This window comes from Flexivirga sp. G2, from assembly GCF_055397625.1.
Genome location: NZ_AP039675.1, coordinates 3,073,562 through 3,095,349, shown reverse-complemented (window position 1 = coordinate 3,095,349; position 21,788 = coordinate 3,073,562). Strand labels below are relative to the sequence as shown.

The following is a 21,788-nucleotide window of genomic DNA, read 5'->3' as shown; positions in this document are numbered from 1 at the left end:
TTAGCAGGTAGGCGCGAAGAAGTGGCGACAAGTGCCGGATAGAGCCGATGAATGTCTGACACCGCTACGGGGCGAGGAGATCGACCTGAACGGTCTTCGAGGCGCCGAACGTGGCGGAGAGGTCGACGGTGAGGGTGTACCCCGAACCGCCGATCGGGAGCGTGAGCAGCACTTTTCCTGCCGCGCGGGTCGGATCGCTGATCACCAACTCGTAGCGAGTATTGCGGATCTGTCGCCACGCCACGGAGCATGGGTGACTGACTGTTATGCCGCTGCGCTCAGCTGCGACGAAGAAGTGTGCCAGCGTCGTACTCGTCCGTTCACTGTGTATGACGTGCGCGGTGTCGTCGGCGCAGACGACGCGGACGGCGCCGTCGTGCACCGCCGCCTGCGTGCGTCGGCGGGTCGCGAGGGGCAGGATCCGATATGCGAACGCCGCGTTCGCGGTCGTATGGGTGGTGTCGATTCGCAGCACGTCCTTGGTGCGGACTGTCTTGTCGCCGTAGGTGTCGGCACCTTGATCGATGTCCCACCAGGTGCCGGTGCGACGCGTGAGATGCAGCTTCGCCGGAGCCGGTTTGGCCGAATCAATCGGCAACAGAACGAAGCCGGCGTGGCGGGCGACGTGGGCCCAGTGCTTGACCGTGGAGATGTTGTCGGACACCTCGCTCGGCACGAAGGATCCGTCGACGGTCAGTCGCGGTGTCGTTCCGGGTTCGAAGACACGCTGCTCGAGGTAGGTCTTGACGTCATGGCCGCTGGTGTTACGGACGTTCGAGGTGACGCAGACGACCTCCTCGGGGAACGTGAACCAGCTCTTGTAGGCAGTGACTGTGTCCTGCTGGTTTCCGAAATCCATTGCGACAGTTCCGATTCCGTCGCCGATCGTCAGGCCACCGTTGTAGCTGTTGGATGCTGATGGGATCCCGGTCCCCTCACTGGCGTCTCCGACCCGAGCTTCGGTGCTCTCCGTGGTTCCGGGCAGAGCCGTGCTGTCGATCACCGGCCAGAAGTCGTCGGCGTACTGCGCTGGATCTGCGATGTGGTGCAGGAAGTATTGCCCGTCGCCCTGGTACCAACCGCGAATGTTCTCGGCGTTGCCCCATTCGAAGCGGCCTATCCGCGTCGAGGACGTGTTCACGGAGAAGGACCAGGTGGGTCGCCGGTGCACGAGGCGTTCCTGCGAGCCGAAGAACTTGGTCATCACGAGTTGCTCCGCAACCTGGATGGACTTGTCCTGCAGCAGCGCGTGGGCCGCCAATGCTTGTGGCACGGTGCTTCCGGGGTCGGTCGTCATCGGGTGCCTGGTCGTCCGATGGATCCATCCCTTCGCGATGCTGCGCAACCGCTTGGCGGTGGCCGGCGGCGCAGCCTCGGCGAGTGTGAGCACCGCCTCGCAGATGCCGTAGCCGATGATGTACTGCAGATCCCGCTGCCGCGACACGGCGCGGCCTCGGACGGTGTCCATCGGGTAGAGGTCGACCATGAAGGGCGCATAGGTCGCTTCGACGACGTCGAAGAAGGACGTCGATGCCGGATCGGTGACGGCCCAAGCGGTGCCTGTCACGAGGGCAAGTGTCCGTGACACGCCCTGCAGGGCAACCGCGCCGTACGAGCCGGCGTAGGGGAGCTTGTCGTGCTGGATGAATGATCCATCCGCGTAGTAGCCGTCCCCACTGGTCACGTAGCCGAAAACACTGTCCCGGCCGTTTCCCCGGACATCAGTGAGCGCGTCGCGGCCGGCTTCGATGTCTGCGGTCGTGCCGTCCGCGACGCCACGCAACACGCAGGACAGTGCCTTGTCGACCCGATTGGCGCCCGTCTCGGCGAACCCAGGCGTCCTACCCCGGTAGTTCGGATCGGGTGTGAAGTGGCGAATTGCGGCGAACAACGCGTCTCGCGTCGCGGTCGGGAGCGCGGAGCCGAGCAGAACCGCGATGTCCGCCCCATCACGCGGTATGCCGATCTCCCAGAACCACCAGTTGCCCGCTGCAGGGACGTCGGGCCGGTACGCGAACTCGGTGAGACGACCCAGCGCCTTCGAGACGATCTCTGTGGCAGCGGCGTCCCGATGGTAGCGACTACCCGGTGTCGCAACGGCTTTCGCGATGGTGAGTAGGCGGTCGAACGTGACGCCGAGGTTCCCGGTTGCGGCAGCGACGCGACCGATCCCGGCGAGATCCAGGTCGGGCCAGATCGCCTCCGATGACCCGGAGACGTCGGTGTCTCCGAGAAGGGAGGCGACGACGTCGTCAGCGGCTTTGATCTTCTTCGTCACGCTTGCCGGCGGTGTGCCGGTGAGATCGCCGACCAGTTGGGTGACCCGGCGAGTGGCGATCAGCTCTGGGTCGTCGGTCGCCGCCCGTGCGGCCGATCCGATCCCGAACGCCAGCCCGGTGCCTGCACCGGCTCCGACGATCAAGGTGCGTCGTGAGAATCTCGTCTGCATTCCTGAACCTCTCTCCTGCTCCAGTGCTAGATGCGTGCGTCCATCAACGACTCAGCAGGCCTCGCGGGCCGCCCCAGTCTCATCGCGATCACGAAGGCGTGCTCGGCCGTGAAGCCGGTGGGAAGGCGAATGTCGTAGTAGGTGTTCTCATCGAGGTCATAGCCGATGTCGGAATGACGCACCGGTAGCTCGCGGCCATCGCCGAGAACTCGCGCGGCGCAGGGCACTTCGACGGAGTCCTTCGGGAGCGCCACCCGAACGATGCCCGTCACCGGCCGGTTCAGCACCGTCAGGTACAGGTTTGTGCCGCTGCGTGTGAGATGTCCGGCCCGGTTGGCCGGCAGCTCGGTATGCCGCGCCGGATAGATCGCGTCGGCGTTGGTACTGGTCCAATCGGCCAGGACTTCGGCGATCCGGTCCTCTTCCGGTCGCAACCGGCCGTCGCCGTCCGGTCCGAAGTTGACGACCAGGTTTCCGTTCATCGAACGGCAACGCATCAGCATCTCGATGATGTCGTCCGGGGTCTTCAGATAGAGATCGGAAACGTCCTTCAGATACCCCCAGCCGTTCGGGGGTATCGAGGTGACGCAGTCCCAGTCGTGGCCATCGAGCATCTCGAAGTTCGGGGGAACCTTGCGTTCCCAGCCCTGTTCATAGTCGCCCAGCAGCCGTCCGCGGCTGTCGAAATGCCGGCGGCCGTATTCGTCGTTGCGGAACCGTGAGCCGATGATCAGGCCGGGGACGGCCGATCGTAGTTCCTGCTCGAGGCGGTACGTGAACTCATAGGACTGCACCCAGGACTCGTCCCACGTGCCATCGAACCAGAAGCCTTTGATCGTCGGATACCGATCGATGAGTTCGAGAAGTTGGCGGCGTGTGTACGTCAAGAACCGCTCGAAGCGCGATTCTTCCGCCGCGGTTCGGGGAGCGTGGGACATGTAGTCCGGGTGGTTCCATTCGAGTACGGAGAAGTAGAGGAAGACGTCGATGCCCTCGGCCTCGTACGCCGAGACGAATTGCCCGACGATGTCCTTTCCATAGGGCGTTCGAGCCACCGTGTGATCGCTGAATTCGCTTGGCCACAAGCAGAACCCGTCATGATGTTTGGTGGGCACGATGACGTAGCGCGCGCCCATGGCGTGTGCTTGCCGGGCAAGGCCGGCCGTGTCGAGGGCGTGCGGGTCGAACACCCGCCACAGGTTGTCGTAGGTGCTCTCCCAACCTGCGGGTTTTGTCGGTCCGGACCAGTGCCGGATCCATTCGGACGCCGGTGCACCACGCCTCGCGCTCACCCCTTCCCATTCGTTGCCGGGGATGGAGAACAGCCCGAAGTGGAAGAACTGTCCGACGCCGTAGCTCCGGAAGTCCTGCATCGCCACGTCGTCCCGTCGTCCGACGAGAGGCCCGAACCGCACAGCCAGGTTCGTCGTCGGAAGGACACGTGATGAGGTCCACAGGTCTGCTCCGACGGAGGCCGTGTTCTCCGGATCGTCGGCAACGTCGTCGTGCGGTTCTGGTTGCTCGCTCATGTAGCTCGCCTTTGGTGAGGAGGACGAAGGGTGGCCGGCTGCCGGCGCGGCTCCGGCAGCCGGCCGGTCTTCAGGAGGTCGCGGTCGACTTCTTCGGGCTGAGTGCCTCGGCGAACTCGTGCGCGATCTTGTCGCCGCCACCTGACTTCCACTTCTGGACTGCGGACTTCAGCGTGCTGGTCGGCTTGCGCCCGGCGATGATGTCACTGACCGAGTCGGTCAGTGTCTGGGAGATGGATTGGTACTTCTCGGCATACGTCGGTGAGTAGGCGCCCGCGGTCGGGTCTTTCACGGCTTCGCTGACGATGGTCTTCATCACCGGGTGCGCGTACTCGACGAAGTCCTTGTGCCCGGGGTCATAGAGGACCTGCGGGCCGGCCGCGAGGTACTTCCATGGCACCGCTGTTTCGCGGGTGCCCCTGTCGGTCAATACCGGATTGTGCTGGGCGTCGACGGTGTAGTCGGCTCCCTTCACCCCATAGTTGATCAGCAGGTACTCCGACGAGCCGAACGGTGCTGCAAGGAAGTTGAGCAGGCCGAGCACCTTCTTCAGATGTCCGCTGTCGGCCTTCTTCAACATGGTGTACGCGAAGTTGATGTTGTCGGCGTACGTCGTCGGTGTCCTGCCGTTCAACCCGGGCGGCATGAACATTCCCGGCTTGAACGACTTGTTGATCTTGGGCATCGACTGCCAGTAGGGATTGACCAGGGACGGGAAGCCGTCGTACATCGTGCAGATCCGCCCGGACTGGTAGGCATCTTGCAGCTGGGCTTTCGTCCATCCCTCAGAACCGGGGAAGTAGTAACCCGCGGCGTGCAGTTCGGCCATGAACTCCACAGCCTGGACGAACTCGTCCGTGTCGTACTGGCTGATGATCGTGTCACCGGATTTCTTCCACTGGTTCGGGACACCGAAGGTCTGGTAGAACGTCTGGTTCGCGTAGTAGGAGTCCTTCGACGCGCCCAGGGCGTAACGGTTCTTGCCCTTGTCGGTGACCTCCTTGAAGAAGGACTTCAGTTTCTCAGTGCTGTCCAGCTCTGCGGTCGACTTCAACCCGGCCTTGGTGACGAGTTCGCGGTGAACGAAACCTGCTCCGGCACTGATGTTCCGGGGGATGGGGACGAACCAGAGCTTTCCGGCTACCGTGCACTGCTCCCAGAAGACCGTCGGAATGTTGGCGAGGTTGGGGTAGTCCTTGACTGCGTCGCCCCCGAGGGCGTCGGTCAGGTCCTGACACTTGCTCTCCAGGAAACCGGGCGCGTCCTGTATGCCGCTCTGCGCCCCGAGCCCGAGGAACGTCATCACATCAGGTAGGTCGCCGCCGGCGATCACCGTGCTCAGCTTGGTCGCGTAGTCGTCGCTACCGACCATCTGGAATTTGACCGAGCCGCCGAGGCGCTTCTCGATGCCCTGCCAGGCCTTGTTGCTGCCCGCTCCCGGCGGAGGCGGCAGGAAGAGGTTCGTGATGGCGGAGATCGTCGTACCACCGAGCGGTGGTTTCTTCACCGTGTCGGCGGGGTCGGCCGGGTAACTGAAGTAACCCGGGGGCGCACCATTCCGTCCGGCCGCGAGATCGGCCTTCACAGCGGTCTGCGGGATGTAGGCCGGAAGTTTCACCTCACTGGCGTTGGAGACCTTCCCGCTCTTCTTGGAAGAGCAGCCGGCCAGGGCCGCGATGGCCGGGGCGCCGAGGGCAAGTGTCGCCATCGAGCCGAGCGAGCCCTTCAGGATGGTGCGTCGAGTCGCTGTCGACCGGTTGGGCCGTCCTGGGGAGGGGAATTCTGGACTCATGGTGTCTCCTTGCTGGATTCCTTGATTGAGAACGGTTTTCGGCTGACTTCCGGGTCAGCCCTTGATGGCTCCGGTCAGCACGCCCTTGGTGAAGAAGCGCTGGAGGAACGGATAGACGGCCAGGATCGGGACCAGAGCGACGATCACGACGGCCATCTGGATCGCCTGGGACGGAACTGCCGCTTCGGACGTCGTCGTGTTGTTGCCGGACATCGGCTGGCCGAGCAGGACGTACTGCCGCAGCACCATGGCGAGGGGCCACTTGTCCGAGCCGAGGTAGAGCATCGCGAGGAAGAAGGAGTTCCAGTAGCTCACGGCGTAGAACAAGGCAACGACCGCGCTGACGCCCTTGGACAGCGGCAGCGCGAGGGTGGCCAGGATCCGGAACTCGCCGGCGCCGTCGATCCGGGCCGCGTCGTACAACTCATCCGGCAATCCCATGAAGAACGAACGCATGACGATCAGGTTGAACGGGCTGACCATCACCGGCAGGATCACTGCCGCGAACGTGCCGAGCAGGCCCAGCGACTTGACCGCCAGGAAGTTGGCGATGATGCCGGGGGAGAAGAGCATCGTGAAGAGAACGACCGACAGCACGAATCGTCCGCCGGTGACACCTTTGCGCGACAGCGCATAGGCGAGGGTGATCGTGCAGAACATACTCAGCGCGGTGCCGACGAGCGTGACGACGATGCTGATGATCAGCGCATGGGTGACGGTGCCGCCGGCGAAGATCTTGTCGTATGCCGCCGTGGTGGGGTGCTTGGGCCACAACACCATGCCGCCGGCGACCGTGATGTCCTCTTCGGACGCGAAGCTGGTCGCAAGCACCGTGACGAACGGGTAACACACCAGCATCGAGATGATGGCGATGAGGACGCCCTTGCCGACGGAGCCCGCTCGTGAGGGCTTTTCCATCCAGGCGGGATGGACCGCGGTCTCCTTGGCCTTCTTGCGGCGAAGGGTTCGGTCGAGCTCACGTGTCGTCACGGCGATAGATCCCGTCTTGTCCGAAGATGTGCGCGAGTTTGTTGGCACCGAGCACGAGTACGAGGCCGACCAGGCCCTTGATCAACCCGGCTGCTGCAGAAACTCCCCATTGACCGTCGACGACTCCGTGGTAGTAGACGTAGGTGTCGAGCACTTCGCCGGCGGTGGCACCGACGTTGTTGCGTTGCAACAGGATCTGTTCGAAGCCCACAGTGAGGGCGTTGCCCAGTTGCAGGATCAGCAACAGGATGATCACCGGGCGGATCGACGGGAGAGTGATGTGCCAGAGACGCCGCCACTTGCCGGCGCCGTCGATGGCGGATGACTCGTAGAGGTTCTGGTCGATGTTCATCAAGGCCGCGAGGAAGATGATCGTCCCCCAGCCGGTGTCCTTCCAGATGATCTCCAGCACCATCAGCCACGGGAAGAATCCTGGAGATGTCGTGAGCTGCGGTTGGTGTACGCCGACCAGGTCGAGGAGCTGGTGCAGACCGCCTGTCGGCCCGAGCACCTGTTGGAAGAGCGAGACGATGACTACCCAACCGATGAAGTGCGGGATGTAGACCACGCTCTGAACGAAGCGCTTGATCTTCGTGCCGGCGATGCTGTTGAGCAGCAGAGCGAGGCAGATCGGAGCCGGGAAGAAGAAGATCAGTTGCAGCATGGTGATCTTCAAGGTGTTGACCGTGGCCTGCCAGAACGCCGGGTCGGCGAACAACTCGCTGAAGTTCTCCAGACCGACGAACGGGCTTCCGCCGAAACCGAGGTAGGGCTGGTAGTCCTGAAACGCGATGACGTTCCCCAGCAGCGGCAGGTATTGGAAGACCACGAAGTAGAGCAGCCCCGGGATCATCATCACGAGCAGCGGCCAGTCGCGGCGCACACGTTGGGTGAAGCTCAACGACGAGCGGCGTCGCCGATTCCTTTTCCGCGGCTCGCTCGACCTGACTGTCGAGGCATGCGCGGGCACGGGCTCTGCCGTGCGGACGTCCTGCGTCATGGGTGCGGTGCGTCCTTCCGTTGCTCGCTGGACTCGCGACGAACGCCTCGAGTGTTCAAGATCGGATAGCAAGCGCTTTCTATCTTGCTCCACGGAAACCTAGAAGTTATCCGCATCCCTGTCAACGGTTCCCGCAGAATCCAGGTGGGCGACATCGCGGAGACGGGCCGGTCGGGTGAGTTTGCTTCGCGCCGCTTGTGAGCCCTTTTGCGCTGTTGTTGCTGGGAATTGCCAGGTACGCGGAACGCGGTTCTCCTGCTGCCGGACCGGTTCGCCCTCATGCCGGCTCGGTGTTCGGTCATGAGATGGTTGACGCCGGAAGTGCCTATCGCTACTGTCCTCATTCAGTAAACGCTTACATTTTGTTGCCGGTTGGCTGTGTGATCCGGGTCGGCCGTTCCTGACAACGCCATGCCAGTCGTGGTGATCCGTCCCGCGCCGGGGGAAAGAGAGAGTGCGATGCAGCCAGAGGACGGAGAGTCAGTCCCGTGGGTGTCTGTGGCGATGCGGGACGCGTCGGATCGAACCGATGCCCGTCCGCCCGTGGTTTGCTTCGCGATGGCCGAGCGGGCATTCGCGGCTGCGTTCGACGACGTGGCCCTGCACCGACTCGAGCAAGCCGCGACGATCGTTCGCGACGGACGTGGTCGACCGCGCCTCGTCGACTCCTTCGAGGACGGTGATTGGGGGCAGTTGCGCTCCGCCGACGTCCTCATCACGGGCTGGGGCGCTCCACGGATCGACGCCGAGGTCATCGGACGCTTCGATCACTTGGCAGCCGTCGTCCACTCCGGCGGCACCGTCAAGACGTTCCTCGATCCGGATGTCTGGGCCACCGGTGTGGCCGTGTCTTCGGCTGCGGACGCCAACGCGATTCCTGTCGCCGAATTCACCGTCGCCACAGTAATTTTCGCGCGCAGTCGGGTCCCCCGGCACATCGCTGCCTATCGCGCGACAGGACACAAACGATCGTTCGACATCAACACCCTGGCGCATGGGACCAACGGCATCACGGTGGGGGTCGTCGGTGCGTCGCGGATCGGCCGTCGGGTGATCGAGCTCCTGCAGGTGCTCGATGCCACCGTTCTGATCAGCGACCCCTTCCTCGACGACGAGGAGGCGTCAGCCCTCGGCGGGGAACTCGTCGAGCTGCCCGACCTGCTGCGGCGTAGTGACGTAGTCACCCTGCACGCACCGGAGAACCGCTCCACGCGGCACATGATCGGCGAAGGCACACTGCCGTTGATGCGGGATGGCGCGATCCTGGTCAACACGGCACGCGGGAGTCTGGTCGACACAGCGGCACTCGAGCCGCACGTGGTCTCGGGACGCCTGGATGCCTATCTGGATGTCACCGAGCCGGAGCCGCTGCCGAAGGACAGTGCCCTCTTCGGGCTGCCGAACGTCGTCCTCACACCCCATATCGCTGGGTCGTTGGGCAACGAAGTGCTGCGCATGGGGTCGTCGGCGGTGGACGAGGTCGAACGTCTTGCAGCCGGCCGAGGACTGCAGTTCCCCGTCCGAGCAAGTGATTTGGGGAGAATCGCCTAGTGCCTTTCATATCGATCGATGCATCGGCGCAGCCGCCTCATCTTCGGCTGCCGCCCCTGGACCGAGAACTCTCGAGCTTCACCGGCTGGACGCGGGATCACTGGCTGGCGGTCGCCGATCAGCTGCTGGACGCGCTCGTGCCGTGGGCCACGGCCGACGGCGCCCAGTATCGGCTCCCCGGACGCAACAGCTGGTCCGGTGTCGTCCTGGACGGCTTGGAGGGCTTCGCTCGACCTTTCCTGCTGGCGGCAACCCGGTTGGCAGCCCCAGCCGCGCCACCTGCAGAACCTCTCATCGAGAGGTACACACGTGGCCTGCTCGCGGGCACGAACCCGCGCGGGGCGCACGCCTGGCCGACGCTCACCGACTGCAGCCAACAAGTGGTCGAAGCCGCGTCGATCGCGCTCGGTCTGCACCTCGGGCGCGACACCGTGTGGGCAGCGCTGGACGACCGGGAACGGGAGCAGGTCACCGAATGGCTGGCCGGCGTCGTCGGCAAGCGCACCTGGGACAACAACTGGATACTGTTCCGGACCATCATCGAGCAGTTCCTCGCCTCCGTCGGTGCAGCTCACTCGGTGCGCGAGATCGAAGAGGGCCTGGATCGGATCGAGGACTGGTATGCCGGCGACGGGTGGTACACCGATGGCGACGGCCGGAAGTTCGACTACTACAACGCGTTCATCCTGCACACGTACCCGTTGTTCTGGACCACCATGGTCCAGGACGACGGTGGGCGACGCGATGTCTACCGCGAGCGACTACGCACGTTCCTCGGACAACACAGCCTGCTCTTCGGCCGTGACGGCGCACCCGTCCTGCACGGACGGTCGCTCACCTATCGCTTCGGGATCCTGGCACCCTTCTGGCTGGGGCAGCAGTTCGACGCCACCCCGTTGCGACCGGGGCAGACGAGGCGCTTGACCTCGAGCGTCATCCGCTACTTCGCCGAACACGGAGCTCCCGACCGCGCCGGTCTGCTGCCCCTCGGCTGGCACGGCACGCACTTGCCGATCACCCAGCCGTACTCCGGGCCCGCCTCACCTTATTGGGCGAGTATGGCGTTCTTCGGCCTGACGATCGATCCCGACGATCCGGTGTGGACCGATCGGGAGCTGGCGTTGAGCCAGGACGACCAGGACCTTCGGGTCGCGCTGCCCACACCGGGGTGGCTGGTGCACTCGACGCACGACGACGGCGTGGTGCGGTTGATCAATCACGGCAGCGACCACAACGCACCGACCGAGCGTGCCGACGATCCGTGCTACGCAGCGTTCGCCTACAGCAATCACACATCACCCGACCTCGGACCGCTGCCGAGAATCGGCAATCACGTCGCCGTGCTCGACGAACTCGGACACAGCACACGGCGAAGTCACATCGTGCGTCTCGGCATGACGGATGACATGGCGGCGTCCCGCTACGAAGCTGAACTCCCTGATGGGACAGTCGCTTCGATCGATGTCGCGAGCGTGCTGTGGGGCCGGCACGAGCTTCGCCTCGCACTGGTCCGGGGTGCTGCCGGCCTGGTGGTGCAACTGGGCGGCTATCCGCTCAGTGCGGACGGTCCCGGCGATCAGTGCGCCGACGGGGTCCGCGCCTCAGCGACCACAGCGGCCGGTTTGACCAGTGCCGTGCTCGGACTGCACGGCTGGACGGATGCATCCCTGCGGACCTCGATCGACTCGGGTGCATTCGGCCCGTGGGCAGTCGTCCCGCAGCTCGGCGCGAGGGCGGACGATCAGTCGGTCTTCGTGGCACTGGTGACGCTCAGCGGTGAACCAGCGCCCGCGGCCGTGCCGGTTGGTGTGGACGTGACGACCACCCACGACGGCGCTCGCGTCGAACTCGACCTCGCAGGGGAGGAGCAGGTCTGTGTGGTGCTCGGAGGACGCTCGTCCCAGTCGGGCAGACTGCGCCGAGTACGAACGTTCGAGGGGAAGAAGGGTTGATGGACAAGGAATCGGGGCCACGCTCCGCGACGATCGAGGACGTCGCACGGCAAGCCGGCGTATCGACGGCGACCGTCTCTCGCACCTTTGCCGGCAACTATCCCGTTGCCGAGTCAACCCGGCTGAAGGTGACACGGGCAGCCACTGACCTGGGCTACATCCCCAATGCGCACGCCCAGGCTCTGGCTGGTTCCCGCGTGCGCTCGATCGGCATCGTGCTCAACGATCTCGTCGACCCCTTCTTCGCCTTCATCGCACGTGGTGCCGAACAAGCCGCGTCGTCGCTGGGTCGGCTGAGTCTGATCGCCGCGACCGGGGGCAATGCGGACCGGGAGATCGCGGTCACCGACCTGTTGCTGCAGCAACGGACCAACCTGGTGATCCTCGTCGGAGGCTCCTTCTCCGATGAGTCCTACCGTCGGAAGATGGCCGCGCGTGCGCGCGCTCTGCACGGCATCGGCTCGGCATTGGTCCTGTGCGGTCGACCCTCACTGGGGGTTGACGACCTGACCTGCCAGATCGAGTACGACAACGCCGACGGAGCCGCGGCGGTGACCGATCATCTGATCAGCCGTGGACACGAGCGGATCCTCTACCTTGGTGGCCCGGACGGGCTGTCGACCACCGCCGCGCGACTGGAGGGGCATCGCCGGGCGCTGACCGCACGAGGGATTCGGCCGGATCCCGGGCTGGTCGAGATCGGTAGTTTCGGGCGGGAGTTCGGCTACGCGACCCTCAGCCGCCGACTCGAACGGGCAAGGGACTTCACTGCGATCTTCGCCGCCAACGACATCGTCGCCGAGGGCGCGTACCAAGCCCTGCGCGAAAAGGGCCTGCAGGTGCCGACGGACGTGAGCATCGTCGGGTACGACGACGTACCCGTTGCTCGGCAGCTGAGCCCGGGGTTGACCACCGTCCGGATTCCGTTGGAAGGGTTGGGCGCCGAGGCCGTGCGTATCGGCCTTGCTGCGGTGGACGGCCCGAAGGGGTCGGCGCGAAGTGTGCAGTTGGGCACGCATGTGATTCTGCGTGGCTCGACTGCGGAAAGGCCGGGCGCTCGGCGCCGGCCGGTCACGACGGAGGAGGAGGCCCCCTGACGCCGGCCGACCGACACCGAGCCGGCGAACCACGTACCCAGTAAGCGACACATTTGGTTCGGCGTGCACGTTTCCGTCACCGCGGCCACGGCCGGAAACGCACGCGGAAAGGATACCCCCGTGAATTCACGGTCACGCATGAGGAAGATCGCCGCCGGAGGCGTGCTGAGTATGGCGTTGGTCGGCACCACACTGTCCGCCGCCTCGGCGAGTCCCTCGGTGCCGCCGGAGAACGCCAAGTTCCCGACGGCCACCGAGGACACCACCGGAAGCCTTGCACCCGGACTCGACTCGGACATCGTGGGCTCGGCATACACCGACCAGGACGGCCAGTTCCACTGGACCAACGGCGTTGCCGGCTACGAGCGGACGGACACCGGCGTCTCGACCAACAGCACGTTCACCAACACCGACATGGGTGCGGTGAGCCTGGGACAGAAGGACGGGACGACTCAGTCCAACAAGCCCAGTTCGTTCTACAACACGCCCGGCACACTGTGCTACCGGCTCAACGATCGCAAGAACGCCAAGGGCAAGCGAATCCTGCCGTCGCCGTACAACGACGATCACTGCGACACCGTGGGCACCTGGGTCGATCCGTCGACCAAGACCTGGTACGCCGTCATCAACGACGAGTACATCTTCGATCCGCTGAATCAGGATGCGAAACCGGTCCCGGACCGGATCGCGACCGCCAGCCACAGCAACCGACTGCTGGTCGCCACGTCGACCGACAAGGGGAAGTCCTGGCACATCGAAGGGGCCGCGGTGACACCGCCGATGGAGCCGAAGAACCACCTGCGTCCCTCGGACTACCCGGGTTCGACGTGGGCGTTCGGAGTCTCGGGCGTGCGGTTCTGGGTCGACAACACGTCCGGCTACTTCTACATGAGCTACAACTACCAGGTGCGGCTGAAGTCGGCACCGTTCACCAGTGTCGTGCAGTGGAACGCCGTGGCGCGCTCGCCGATCAGCGCCAAGATGGCGCCCGGCTCGTGGAACAAGTTCGACAACGGCAACTGGAAGCAGCCCGGGATCGGCGGCTTCGAGGGAGCGGTGAACACGCCTCGTGGCCTGACACCGAAGTACACCCCGGCGAAGGACCTCGTGACGTGGAAGGGCTCGGGTGCCGACGGCAGTGAGCTCAGCTATCGCAATCATCTGGTGACCAAGGACTCGCCGCAGTTCAGTTTCTCCGATGCCGTCGGATCGAAGTACACGGCAGACTACGCAACCGGGACGATCACCGATGCGGATGGCAAGACCGTCGACAAGGTGGAGTTCCAGGATCCCGCCTTGGACATGACCACCCGGGTGCAGTCCGTCGAGGTCGACGGCAAGAAGACATTGAAGATCAGTCAGATCAGTGCCGAGGGTGTGGTCAACACCAGCACTGTCGGTAGCAACTACACGGTCTATACCGACGACAAGACCGGGCGGATCTTCCTGCCGAAACCGTTGGACGAGTGGGCGCTCAGTTACAACACGGTGTCACAGCGCTATCAGGCGTTCGGGTATGACGGCTACATCTACCAGAACGACGACCTGAGCAAGATGAACAACTGGACCCCGGTCGGCTATGCGCCTCTGTCCAACCCCGCCTACCAGTCGACACTGGACTACGGCAGCTTGACGAATCAGAACATCACGACGCGCTCGTTCCTGGCGGTCAACGATCTGGACAGTTCGATCACCAGGGTGACGCCGACGCCACACAACGCGCAACAGCCGTTGTTCCTGCAGGAACGACTGCCGAAGGACACTGCGGGCAACGACGTCAGCACGAGTGGTGTCTATCAGTTGAACGTCGGCGGGAAGAAGCTCAGCGACGGATCGAAGAACACCCAGTGGCGGGTTGTTCCGGTCAAGGACTCGTTCCAGACGGCATACAACACCGGCGTCTACAAGATCGAGAACATGCAGACGGGGCAGTATCTGACGATCGCGGGCGACAATGTGGAGGCGAAACGGGCCTGGGGCGCGACGGCGACGACCGGTGCCGAGGAGAAGAACTACGACCCGAAGGGAAACGGCGGGTACGGGTCCGGCGGCGGTGCCGACCAGTGGTATCTGCTCCCGCAGACGAATGCCGAGCCCGCAGTGCTCGGCCCGAACTCCGGGGCGAAAAAGGTCGACGGCGCGGACGACACCGACGTCAACGGTTCGACGCATTACGTTCTGGTGAGCCGCAACTCGAACCTCGCGCTCACGTTGGGCGACGACGGAAAGTTCCACCTCCAGCCGATCTCGTTGCGGCAGAAGGCACAGTTCGCGAAGGTGATTCGGAAGAAGTAGCCGAGTCCGTTCATCGGGTATGACGAAGGGGTGGTGGCCGATCTGGCCACCACCCCTTCCTCGACCGTGATCCCATCAGGCTTGCCGGAAGACCTGCCTCATGCGTCCGAGACCGGCGATCTCCGCCTCGACGACGTCCCCGTCACGCAGGTAGGGCTTCGGGTCCGGCTGCCCCATCGCGACTCCGCCCGGCGTGCCGGTGATGACGACATCGCCGGGCCGCAGAACCATGAACTGGCTGAGGTAGTGCACGACTGTCGGCACGTCGAAGATCAGCTGACCGGTCCGGCTGGACTGACGTGCAACACCGTTGACCTGCAATCGAATCGGCACGTCCGACGGGTCGAACTCGTCGGGTGTCACCAGCCACGGTCCGAGCGGGTTGAAGCCCTCGCAGCTCTTGCCCTTGTCCCATTGGCCCCCGCGTTCGAGCTGGTACTCACGCTCGGAGACGTCGTTGGCGATCGCGTAACCGGCGATGTGGTGGGCAGACTGTCCGGGCGACTCGAGGTAGCTGGCGGTGCGACCGATCACCACGGCGAGCTCGACCTCGTAGTCGGTCTTGGTGCTGCCGCGGGGGATCGGCACGTCGTCGTCCGGTCCGACGACCGTCCATGGGTCCTTCATGAAAACGATGGGTTCCGAGGGGATCTCGGCTCCCGTTTCCGCTGCGTGATCCCGGTAGTTGAGCCCGATGCAGACCACTTTGCCGGGCCGCGCCACCGGCGGGCCCACGCGTGTTTCGCCGAGATCGACGACCGGGAGGCCACCGGCCTCGACCGTCTGCGCGAGAGCCTCGAGCGAGTCGGCATCGAGCGTGCGGTGGTCGTAGTCGGGCACCACGGAGGAGACGTCGACGGCTGACCCGTCGGCGGTCAGTACCGCCGGACTTTCCTCGCCGGGGGCGCCGACCCGAAGTAGTCGCATGAACGATCTGATCCTCAGTCGATGCCGTGCGTGAGCAGGCGGCCGGCAGGTCGGTCGAGGTCGACCCGGTCGCCGCGGACGAAGGTTGCGCGGACGACACCGTGCATCGTCTTCCCGTCGTATGCCGAGACCGGGTTCTTGTGATGCAGCCGGCCGGCATCGACCGAGAACTCGTCCTCGGAGGCGAACACGACAAGGTCCGCGTCATACCCGATGGCGATCTTTCCCTTGTGCTGCAGACCGATTCGCTCGGCGGGACGCTCGGACAGCCACCGTGACACCCGCTCCAGCGGGATACCGCGACGACGCGCTTCGGTCCAGACCGCAGCCAGTTCGAGCTGCACCGAGGCGATTCCGCCCCACGCGGCGCCGAAGTCGCCGTGCTCGACGTCCTTGAGCTCCACCGTCGAGGGGGAGTGGTCCGACGCGACGTAGTCGATGGTCCCGTCCTCGAGCGCTGCCCAGAGCAGCTCGCGATTGGCGGACTCACGGATCGGCGGACAGCACTTGTAGGCAGTCCCACCGTTGGGCACGTCCTCGGCGAGCAGAGTGAGGTAGTGCGGACAGGTCTCCGCGGTGATGTCCACACCGTCCTGTTTGGCGGCACGCAGCAGAGGGAGTGCGTCCGAGGACGACAGGTGCAGGATGTGCGTGCGCGCACCCGTCCGGCGCGCTGCGTCGATCACCTGGGCGATCGCCAGGTTCTCCGCCTCGCGCGGGCGGGACTGCAGGAAGTCGATGTAGTGGTCGCCGTGGGGCTCCGTCGCTGCACCGATGGTCTCGGCGTCCTCCGCGTGCACGATCATCAGGCCGTCGAACTCTGCCACGGTGGCCAGGTAGTCCTGCAACGCATCCGGGTCCAGCGGCGGGTATTCGTCGACACCCGAGTCGAGAAGGAAACACTTGAAGCCGAAGACGCCGGCTTCCTGCAGCGAGCGCAGGTACTCCCGGTTGCCGGGCACCGCACCACCCCAGAAGCCCACGTCGACGAACGTCTGACCGGTCGCCACGAGCTGTTTGAACTCCAGCGCCTGCGGCGTCACCGTCGACGGGATCGAGTTGAGCGGCATGTCGATGATCGTGGTCACCCCGCCCGCGGCTGCCGCCTTCGTGGCGGTCCAGAAGCCTTCCCAATCCGTCCGGCCAGGTTCGTTGACGTGCACGTGGGCGTCGACCACACCAGGGATCAAAGTCTCGTCGTCGCCGAGATCGAGCACCTGCCCCGCCCGGAGATCGCTGCCGAAGGGTTCCAGGGCGGCGATGCGGCCGTCACGTACGCCGATCTCGCACGCGATGACGCCGGTGGGAGTCACCGCCCGTCGGGCCCGCACCACGAGGTCGAAATCGCCGGCGGGCTGCGTACGGTCGGGTCGGTCGGACGTCCGCGGGTCGCCGTGCGTCGCAATGAAGTCGTCGATCTGCTGCTGCACGACGTCCGGTTGGTTGACCCCGGCGAGGTGGGTGTTGGTCATCGTGCCTCCTCGGGCGCGGGTTGAATGACGTTTTCCGTGGGTGAAGCAGCTACCGTCCATCGACCGATCTGTTCGCCGATACGGGTCAGCAGAGCTGCGGCATTCGCCATGCTCGCGGTGACATCCGGCTCGAGTTCGGCGAGGGTCCAGACCGCGTCGATGCCGCTCGTGCGTGCCTCGTCGGGCGGCAGCGAACTGACACCACAGACCGCGAGGACCGTCGGCACCCCCGCGGTGCGGGCGATTCGGGCGACGCCGACCGGGGTCTTACCCGACAGGCTCTGCCGGTCGAGGCTTCCTTCGCCCGTGATCACCAGGTCAGCGCCTCGTACCCTCTCCGCCAGCCCCACGAGGTCGGCGACCAGGTCCAGCCCCGGTCGACCGGCTGCGTCGAGCCCGGTCAGGGCGGCGAAGCCGACGCCGCCGGCGGCGCCCGCCCCGGGTGTCTCGACCGCTTCCCGCAGGTCGGTGCCGAGTTCGCTGCACAGCACCCGTGCGAAGTTGGCCAGTGCGGCGTCGAGTTCGGCGACCTGCTGCGGGTCCGCACCCTTCTGCGGGCCGAACGTGTGCGCGGCCCCGGTGCTGCCCAGCAGCGGATTGTCGACGTCGAGGGCTACGACGACTTCGGTCTGCCGAATCCGGCCATCCAACGCGGACAGGTCGATCCGGTCGAGATCGGCGAGAGCGCCGCCTCCGTCCGGCAGGTCGGCTCCCGTCGAATCGAGCAGTCGCGCTCCGAGCGCGGCGAGCAGACCTGCACCACCGTCGGTGCAGGCGCTGCCGCCGAGGCCGAGCACGATGCGCGAGCACCCTGCATCAAGTGCGGCGCGGATGAGTTCGCCCGTGCCGCGGCTGGTCGCCGTGAGCGGCTGCAGTCCGTTCTGCGGCAGGAGCGCGATGCCGGAGGCCGTCGCCAGCTCCACGACCGCAGTCCGATCGTCGATCGCGATGGCCGCCTCGACCTCGGTCCCGGCCGGACCGGTCACGGTGTGTGCGGCCGCAGAGAATCCCGCACGCACGGCGGCTTCAACGGTTCCGTCGCCACCGTCCGCCATGGGAACGAGGTCGATGTCGGCCGAAGCGACACCGCGTAGACCTTCGGCCACGGCGCGGGCCACCCTGTCGGCAGGCAGGGACCCCTTGAACTTGTCCGGGGCGATGACCACTCGCACGATGCTCTCCGATCGTCGATTCCTACTCGTTGCTGCCGATCGTCAACCGATCGGCAGGATGGCGGTGGGTGCGTCGGCCGCCGTCAGGGCGACCTCCTCGAACTCGGTGACCGTGTCGATTCCGGCGGCACCCATGGAGATGTTAGTGACCCGCTCCATGATGACCTCGACGACGACGGGCACCTTCAGTTCGGCGGCCATCGCGCTCGCCTTCCGGAACGCGGACTCCAGGTCCTCCGGGTGGTGCACCCGAATTGCCTTGCAGCCCAGTCCTTCCACGACCTTGAGATGGTCCACGCCATACCCCTCGACCTCCGGAGAATTGATGTTCTCGAAGGCGAGCGACACGTAGTAGTCCATGTCGAAGGCGCGCTGCGACTGGCGGATCAGCCCGAGGTAGGAGTTGTTCACCAGGACGTGGACGTAGCCGATGTTGTGCTGTGCGCCGGCGGCCAGCTCCTCGATGAGGAACTGGAAGTCGTAGTCGCCGGACAGGGCGACCACCGGGCGATCCGGGTGCGCCGTGGCCACGCCGAGCGCCGCCGGCAGGGTCCAACCCAGCGGACCGGCCTGGCCGCAGTTGATCCAACGACGCGGACCGAAGACGTGCAACAGTTGCGCGCCGGCGATCTGCGACAGCCCGATCGTCGAGACGTAGGTCGTCTCGCGGGTGAACGCGGCGTTCATCGCCTCGTAGACCCGCTGCGGCTTGATCGGGACGTTGTCGAAGTGCGTCTTGCGCTGCAGGGTCGCCTTCCGCTGCTGGCAGTCCTTCGCCCAGACGGCGTTGTCCGGCAGCGGCCCGTCCGCCGTGCGTCGCGCGGCCTCGGCCAGGAACGCATCGAGGAACGCACCCGCGTCGGAGACGACGCCGTAATCGGGTGCGAAGACCCGACCGATCTGGGTCGGCTCGATGTCCACGTGCACGAACGTGCGACCCTGCCGATAGACGTCCAGTGCGCCGGTATGACGGTTGGCCCACCGGTTGCCGACCCCGAGCACGAAGTCGGAGGCGAGCAGGGTCTCGTTGCCGTAGCGGTGCGCGGTCTGCAGCCCGACCATGCCCGCGTGCAGCGGGTGGTCATCCGGTATGACGCCCCACCCCATCAGGGTGGGAATGACTGGTATGCCGAGCAATTCGGCAACCTCGACCAGCTTGTCGGAGGCGTCGGCGTTGATGATGCCGCCACCGGCGATGATGACCGGCCGTTCGGCCGCGAGCAGCAGATCGAAGACCTTGGCGACCTGTGCCTGCGTCGCGGCCGGGCGAGTGACCGGCAGCGGCTCGTAGGTGTCGATGTCGAAGTCGATCTCGGCCTGCTGCACGTCCAGCGGCAGGTCGATCAGCACCGGACCCGGACGGCCCTCGCGCATCAGCCAGAACGCCTTGGCGAACGTGCCGGGCACCTGCGCGGCCTCCTTCACGGTGACCGCCCACTTGGTGACCGGTGCGGCGATCGACGCGATGTCGACGGCCTGGAAGTCCTCCTTGTCGAGCTTGGCCAGCGGTGCCTGACCGGTGATGGCGAGGATGGGCGTGGAGTCGGCACCGGCGGAGTAGAGGCCGGTGATCATGTCGGTGCCCGCCGGACCCGACGTGCCGAGGCAGACGCCGATATTGCCGGGCGCCGCGCGGGTGTAGCCCTCGGCCATGTGCGAGGCGGCCTCGACGTGCCGGGCGAGCACGTGCTGCATCCCACCGTGCCGGCGCATCGCGGCATACAACGGGTTGATCGCGGCGCCGGGAAGTCCGAAAGTCTGTGTGGCGCCTTCTTTTTCGAGAATCAGCACTGCGGCGTCCACAGCCTGCATCCGTGTCATCGCGCATCACCTTGGCTCTGGGCGCCGCGGCCGGACAGCTGCTCGACGAGCAGCAGCAGTGCGGAGTGGTCCAGGCTGCCGTGGCCCAGGTTGCGCAGATCCTGCACGAGTTGGGCGGTCTGGCTGCCGAGCGGTATGGCGACCCCGGCCGCACGAGCCGAGTCGAGCACGATGCCCATGTCCTTGTGGTGCAGGTCGATGCGGAAACCGGGCTCGAATTCGCGCTTGAGCATCGATGCGGCCTTGCGGTCCAGGATCCGGTTGCCCGCGAGCCCGCCGGCCAGCACCTCGACGGCAGCGGTCGTGTCGACGTCATACGCCTCGAGGAAGACGAGTGCCTCGGCGACGAGTTCGATGGTGCCGGCCACGATGAGCTGGTTGGCCGCCTTGACGGTCTGCCCGGATCCGCTCGGACCCACGTGCACCACTGTCTTGCCGACGGTTTCGAGGATCGGCCGGACCGACTCGAGGTCGCCCGAGTCGCCACCGACCATGATCGACAAAGTGCCCTCGACAGCTCCGGCCTCTCCACCGGACACTGGTGCGTCGAGCGCCTTGAGGCCGGCGGCCGTCGCCTCCGCCGCGACCTCGCGGGCGACGTCCGGACGGATCGTCGAGCAGTCGACCCAGACGGCGCCCTGCTTGGCGGACGCGATCAGGCCGGGCTCGTCACCCTCGCCGCGGGCGACCCCGGCGACGTCGGGGGAGTCGGGGACCATCGTGATGATGACGTCGGCGTCACGCACGGCATCCGCGACGGAGGTCGCGCCCCTGCCGCCGGCTGCGACCAGCTTGTCGATCGCGTCCTGGCTGCGGTTGTAGCCGGTGACCTGGTATCCGGCGGAGACGAGGTTGGCGGCCATGGGTGCGCCCATGATGCCCAGGCCGACGACGGCGACGGTGGTGTTGCTGTTGTTCATGACTTGGCTCCTTGAAAGTGTATGGCGGACAGGCGGATTCAGCGCTGCATCCAGCTGAACGGATCGCCTTCGGCGGCGACGTACTCCAGGCCGACCGGTCCGTCGTAGCCGCCCTGTTCGGCAGCCGCGATCCAGTCGTCGAGCGGCAGTTGCCCGGTGCCGGGTGCACCGCGTCCCGGTGAGTCCGCGATCTGGATGTGTCCGAAGTCCGGCGCGTGCTCGGCGATGATCGTTGCAACGTCGTCCCCGTTGACCGCCAGGTGGTAGAAGTCCGCGAGCAGTCGCACGTTGTCGGCGCCGACGGCCTCGATGACCGCGAGCGCGTCGGCCGCCGTCTTGAGGGGGTAGGCATCGGCGCCCGACACCGGCTCGAGCAACACGGTGCCACCTGTCGACGAGACCGCCTTCGCGGCATACGCGAGGTTGTCCCGCGCGGTCCGTGCCTCCACCTCTGCCTCGCGCTCGTCGGAGTGCAGGCCGTAGAGGGCGTTGAAGTGCCGGCAGCCGGTCCGGCGCGCGATGTCGACGACCAGCTCCACATTGGCCCGGAACTCGTCCTGGCGGTCCGGGTTGTTGACGATGCCTCGCTCACCCGCGGGCATGTCACCCGCGAAGAAGTTGAGGCCGGTCAGTTGCACCCCGGCGTCGTCGAGGGCCGCGACGAACGCGTCGACCTCGTCGGTCGACGGAGTCGCGGTCTGCGGCCAGGGCCACCAGAACTCGACCGCGTCGAATCCGGCGTCCCGGACTACCGCGGGGCGCTCCAGCAGCGGACGATCGGTCAGCAGGATCGAGGCGTTCACGGTGTGTCGGGTCATGCC

At 65.7% G+C, this 21,788-nt stretch carries 15 protein-coding genes; 4 read left to right on the top strand and 11 right to left on the bottom strand.

Going from position 1 to position 21,788, the window contains the following annotated elements; translation table 11 throughout:
* Positions 1-64 precede the first annotated feature (64 nt).
* The 5 genes from ACZ50J_RS14990 to ACZ50J_RS14970 form a co-directional block, all read right to left on the bottom strand.
* Positions 65-2,449, bottom strand: a complete 2,385-nt coding sequence (locus tag ACZ50J_RS14990; RefSeq protein WP_464297954.1) for a polysaccharide lyase 8 family protein — start codon at positions 2,447-2,449, stop codon at positions 65-67.
* Between the two features lie 26 nt (positions 2,450-2,475).
* Positions 2,476-3,822, bottom strand: coding sequence for an alpha-L-fucosidase (locus tag ACZ50J_RS14985; RefSeq protein WP_464301356.1), 1,347 nt, complete (start codon positions 3,820-3,822; stop codon positions 2,476-2,478).
* Positions 3,823-4,048: 226 nt separating this feature from the next.
* Positions 4,049-5,770: an extracellular solute-binding protein gene (locus tag ACZ50J_RS14980; RefSeq protein ID WP_464297953.1), complete on the bottom strand. Its 1,722-nt coding sequence runs from the start codon at positions 5,768-5,770 to the stop codon at positions 4,049-4,051.
* A gap of 54 nt (positions 5,771-5,824) precedes the next feature.
* Positions 5,825-6,760, bottom strand: coding sequence for a carbohydrate ABC transporter permease (locus ACZ50J_RS14975; RefSeq protein WP_464297952.1), 936 nt, complete (start codon positions 6,758-6,760; stop codon positions 5,825-5,827).
* Positions 6,747-7,661 (bottom strand): ABC transporter permease, encoded by a 915-nt coding sequence (locus ACZ50J_RS14970; protein ID WP_464297951.1) that lies wholly within the window; start codon positions 7,659-7,661, stop codon positions 6,747-6,749. Before ACZ50J_RS14970 ends, ACZ50J_RS14975 begins: the two co-directional genes overlap by 14 nt.
* 657 nt (positions 7,662-8,318) lie before the next feature.
* On the opposite strand from ACZ50J_RS14970, the gene ACZ50J_RS14965 reads away from it, so the two are divergent.
* The 4 genes from ACZ50J_RS14965 (at position 8,319) to ACZ50J_RS14950 (ending at position 14,655) form a co-directional block, all read left to right on the top strand.
* A complete protein-coding gene (locus ACZ50J_RS14965) occupies positions 8,319-9,311 on the top strand; it encodes a hydroxyacid dehydrogenase (protein WP_464297950.1) in 993 nt (330 codons plus the stop codon).
* Positions 9,311-11,263 carry a DUF2264 domain-containing protein gene (locus tag ACZ50J_RS14960; RefSeq protein ID WP_464297949.1) on the top strand — a complete coding sequence of 651 codons (1,953 nt, stop codon included), beginning with the start codon at positions 9,311-9,313 and terminating at the stop codon, positions 11,261-11,263. The genes ACZ50J_RS14965 and ACZ50J_RS14960 overlap by 1 nt, the downstream gene beginning before the upstream one ends.
* Entirely contained in the window at positions 11,263-12,360 is a 1,098-nt protein-coding gene (locus ACZ50J_RS14955; RefSeq protein ID WP_464297948.1) for a LacI family DNA-binding transcriptional regulator, read from the top strand. Before ACZ50J_RS14960 ends, ACZ50J_RS14955 begins: the two co-directional genes overlap by 1 nt.
* Before the next feature lie 120 nt (positions 12,361-12,480).
* Entirely contained in the window at positions 12,481-14,655 is a 2,175-nt protein-coding gene (locus ACZ50J_RS14950; RefSeq protein WP_464297947.1) for a hypothetical protein, read from the top strand.
* Between the two features lie 75 nt (positions 14,656-14,730).
* Here the strand turns inward: ACZ50J_RS14950 and ACZ50J_RS14945 are convergent, their stop codons facing one another.
* The 6 genes from ACZ50J_RS14945 to ACZ50J_RS14920 are packed head-to-tail and all read right to left on the bottom strand — an operon-like array spanning position 14,731 to position 21,785.
* Complete coding sequence (locus ACZ50J_RS14945; RefSeq protein ID WP_464297946.1) at positions 14,731-15,582, bottom strand: fumarylacetoacetate hydrolase family protein; 852 nt, start codon at positions 15,580-15,582, stop codon at positions 14,731-14,733.
* Between the two features lie 14 nt (positions 15,583-15,596).
* Positions 15,597-17,054: an allantoinase AllB gene (allB, locus tag ACZ50J_RS14940; RefSeq protein ID WP_464297945.1), complete on the bottom strand. Its 1,458-nt coding sequence runs from the start codon at positions 17,052-17,054 to the stop codon at positions 15,597-15,599.
* Positions 17,051-18,226: a glycerate kinase gene (locus ACZ50J_RS14935; protein ID WP_464297944.1), complete on the bottom strand. Its 1,176-nt coding sequence runs from the start codon at positions 18,224-18,226 to the stop codon at positions 17,051-17,053. Before ACZ50J_RS14935 ends, allB begins: the two co-directional genes overlap by 4 nt.
* 42 nt (positions 18,227-18,268) lie before the next feature.
* Entirely contained in the window at positions 18,269-20,047 is a 1,779-nt protein-coding gene (gcl, locus tag ACZ50J_RS14930; protein ID WP_464297943.1) for a glyoxylate carboligase, read from the bottom strand.
* The gene (locus tag ACZ50J_RS14925) at positions 20,044-20,967 is read right to left on the bottom strand and encodes a 2-hydroxy-3-oxopropionate reductase (RefSeq protein ID WP_464297942.1); all 924 of its coding nucleotides are present in this window, start codon (positions 20,965-20,967) and stop codon (positions 20,044-20,046) included. Before ACZ50J_RS14925 ends, gcl begins: the two co-directional genes overlap by 4 nt.
* Positions 20,968-21,005: 38 nt before the next feature.
* Complete coding sequence (locus ACZ50J_RS14920; RefSeq protein ID WP_464297941.1) at positions 21,006-21,785, bottom strand: hydroxypyruvate isomerase family protein; 780 nt, start codon at positions 21,783-21,785, stop codon at positions 21,006-21,008.
* Positions 21,786-21,788: the final 3 nt, after the last annotated feature.

Excerpts from the sequence above, each read along its gene's own strand:
- ACZ50J_RS14990 (WP_464297954.1), bottom strand. The coding sequence starts at position 2,449 with ATGCAGACGAGATTCTCACGACGCACCTTGATCGTCGGAGCCGGTGCA.
- ACZ50J_RS14985 (WP_464301356.1), bottom strand. The coding sequence starts at position 3,822 with ATGCAGGACTTCCGGAGCTACGGCGTCGGACAGTTCTTCCACTTCGGG.
- ACZ50J_RS14980 (WP_464297953.1), bottom strand. The coding sequence starts at position 5,770 with ATGAGTCCAGAATTCCCCTCCCCAGGACGGCCCAACCGGTCGACAGCG.
- ACZ50J_RS14965 (WP_464297950.1), top strand. The coding sequence starts at position 8,319 with ATGGCCGAGCGGGCATTCGCGGCTGCGTTCGACGACGTGGCCCTGCAC.
- ACZ50J_RS14955 (WP_464297948.1), top strand. The coding sequence starts at position 11,263 with ATGGACAAGGAATCGGGGCCACGCTCCGCGACGATCGAGGACGTCGCA.
- ACZ50J_RS14945 (WP_464297946.1), bottom strand. The coding sequence starts at position 15,582 with ATGCGACTACTTCGGGTCGGCGCCCCCGGCGAGGAAAGTCCGGCGGTA.
- allB (WP_464297945.1), bottom strand. The coding sequence starts at position 17,054 with ATGACCAACACCCACCTCGCCGGGGTCAACCAACCGGACGTCGTGCAG.
- gcl (WP_464297943.1), bottom strand. The coding sequence starts at position 20,047 with ATGACACGGATGCAGGCTGTGGACGCCGCAGTGCTGATTCTCGAAAAA.
- ACZ50J_RS14925 (WP_464297942.1), bottom strand. The coding sequence starts at position 20,967 with ATGAACAACAGCAACACCACCGTCGCCGTCGTCGGCCTGGGCATCATG.
- ACZ50J_RS14920 (WP_464297941.1), bottom strand. The coding sequence starts at position 21,785 with ATGACCCGACACACCGTGAACGCCTCGATCCTGCTGACCGATCGTCCG.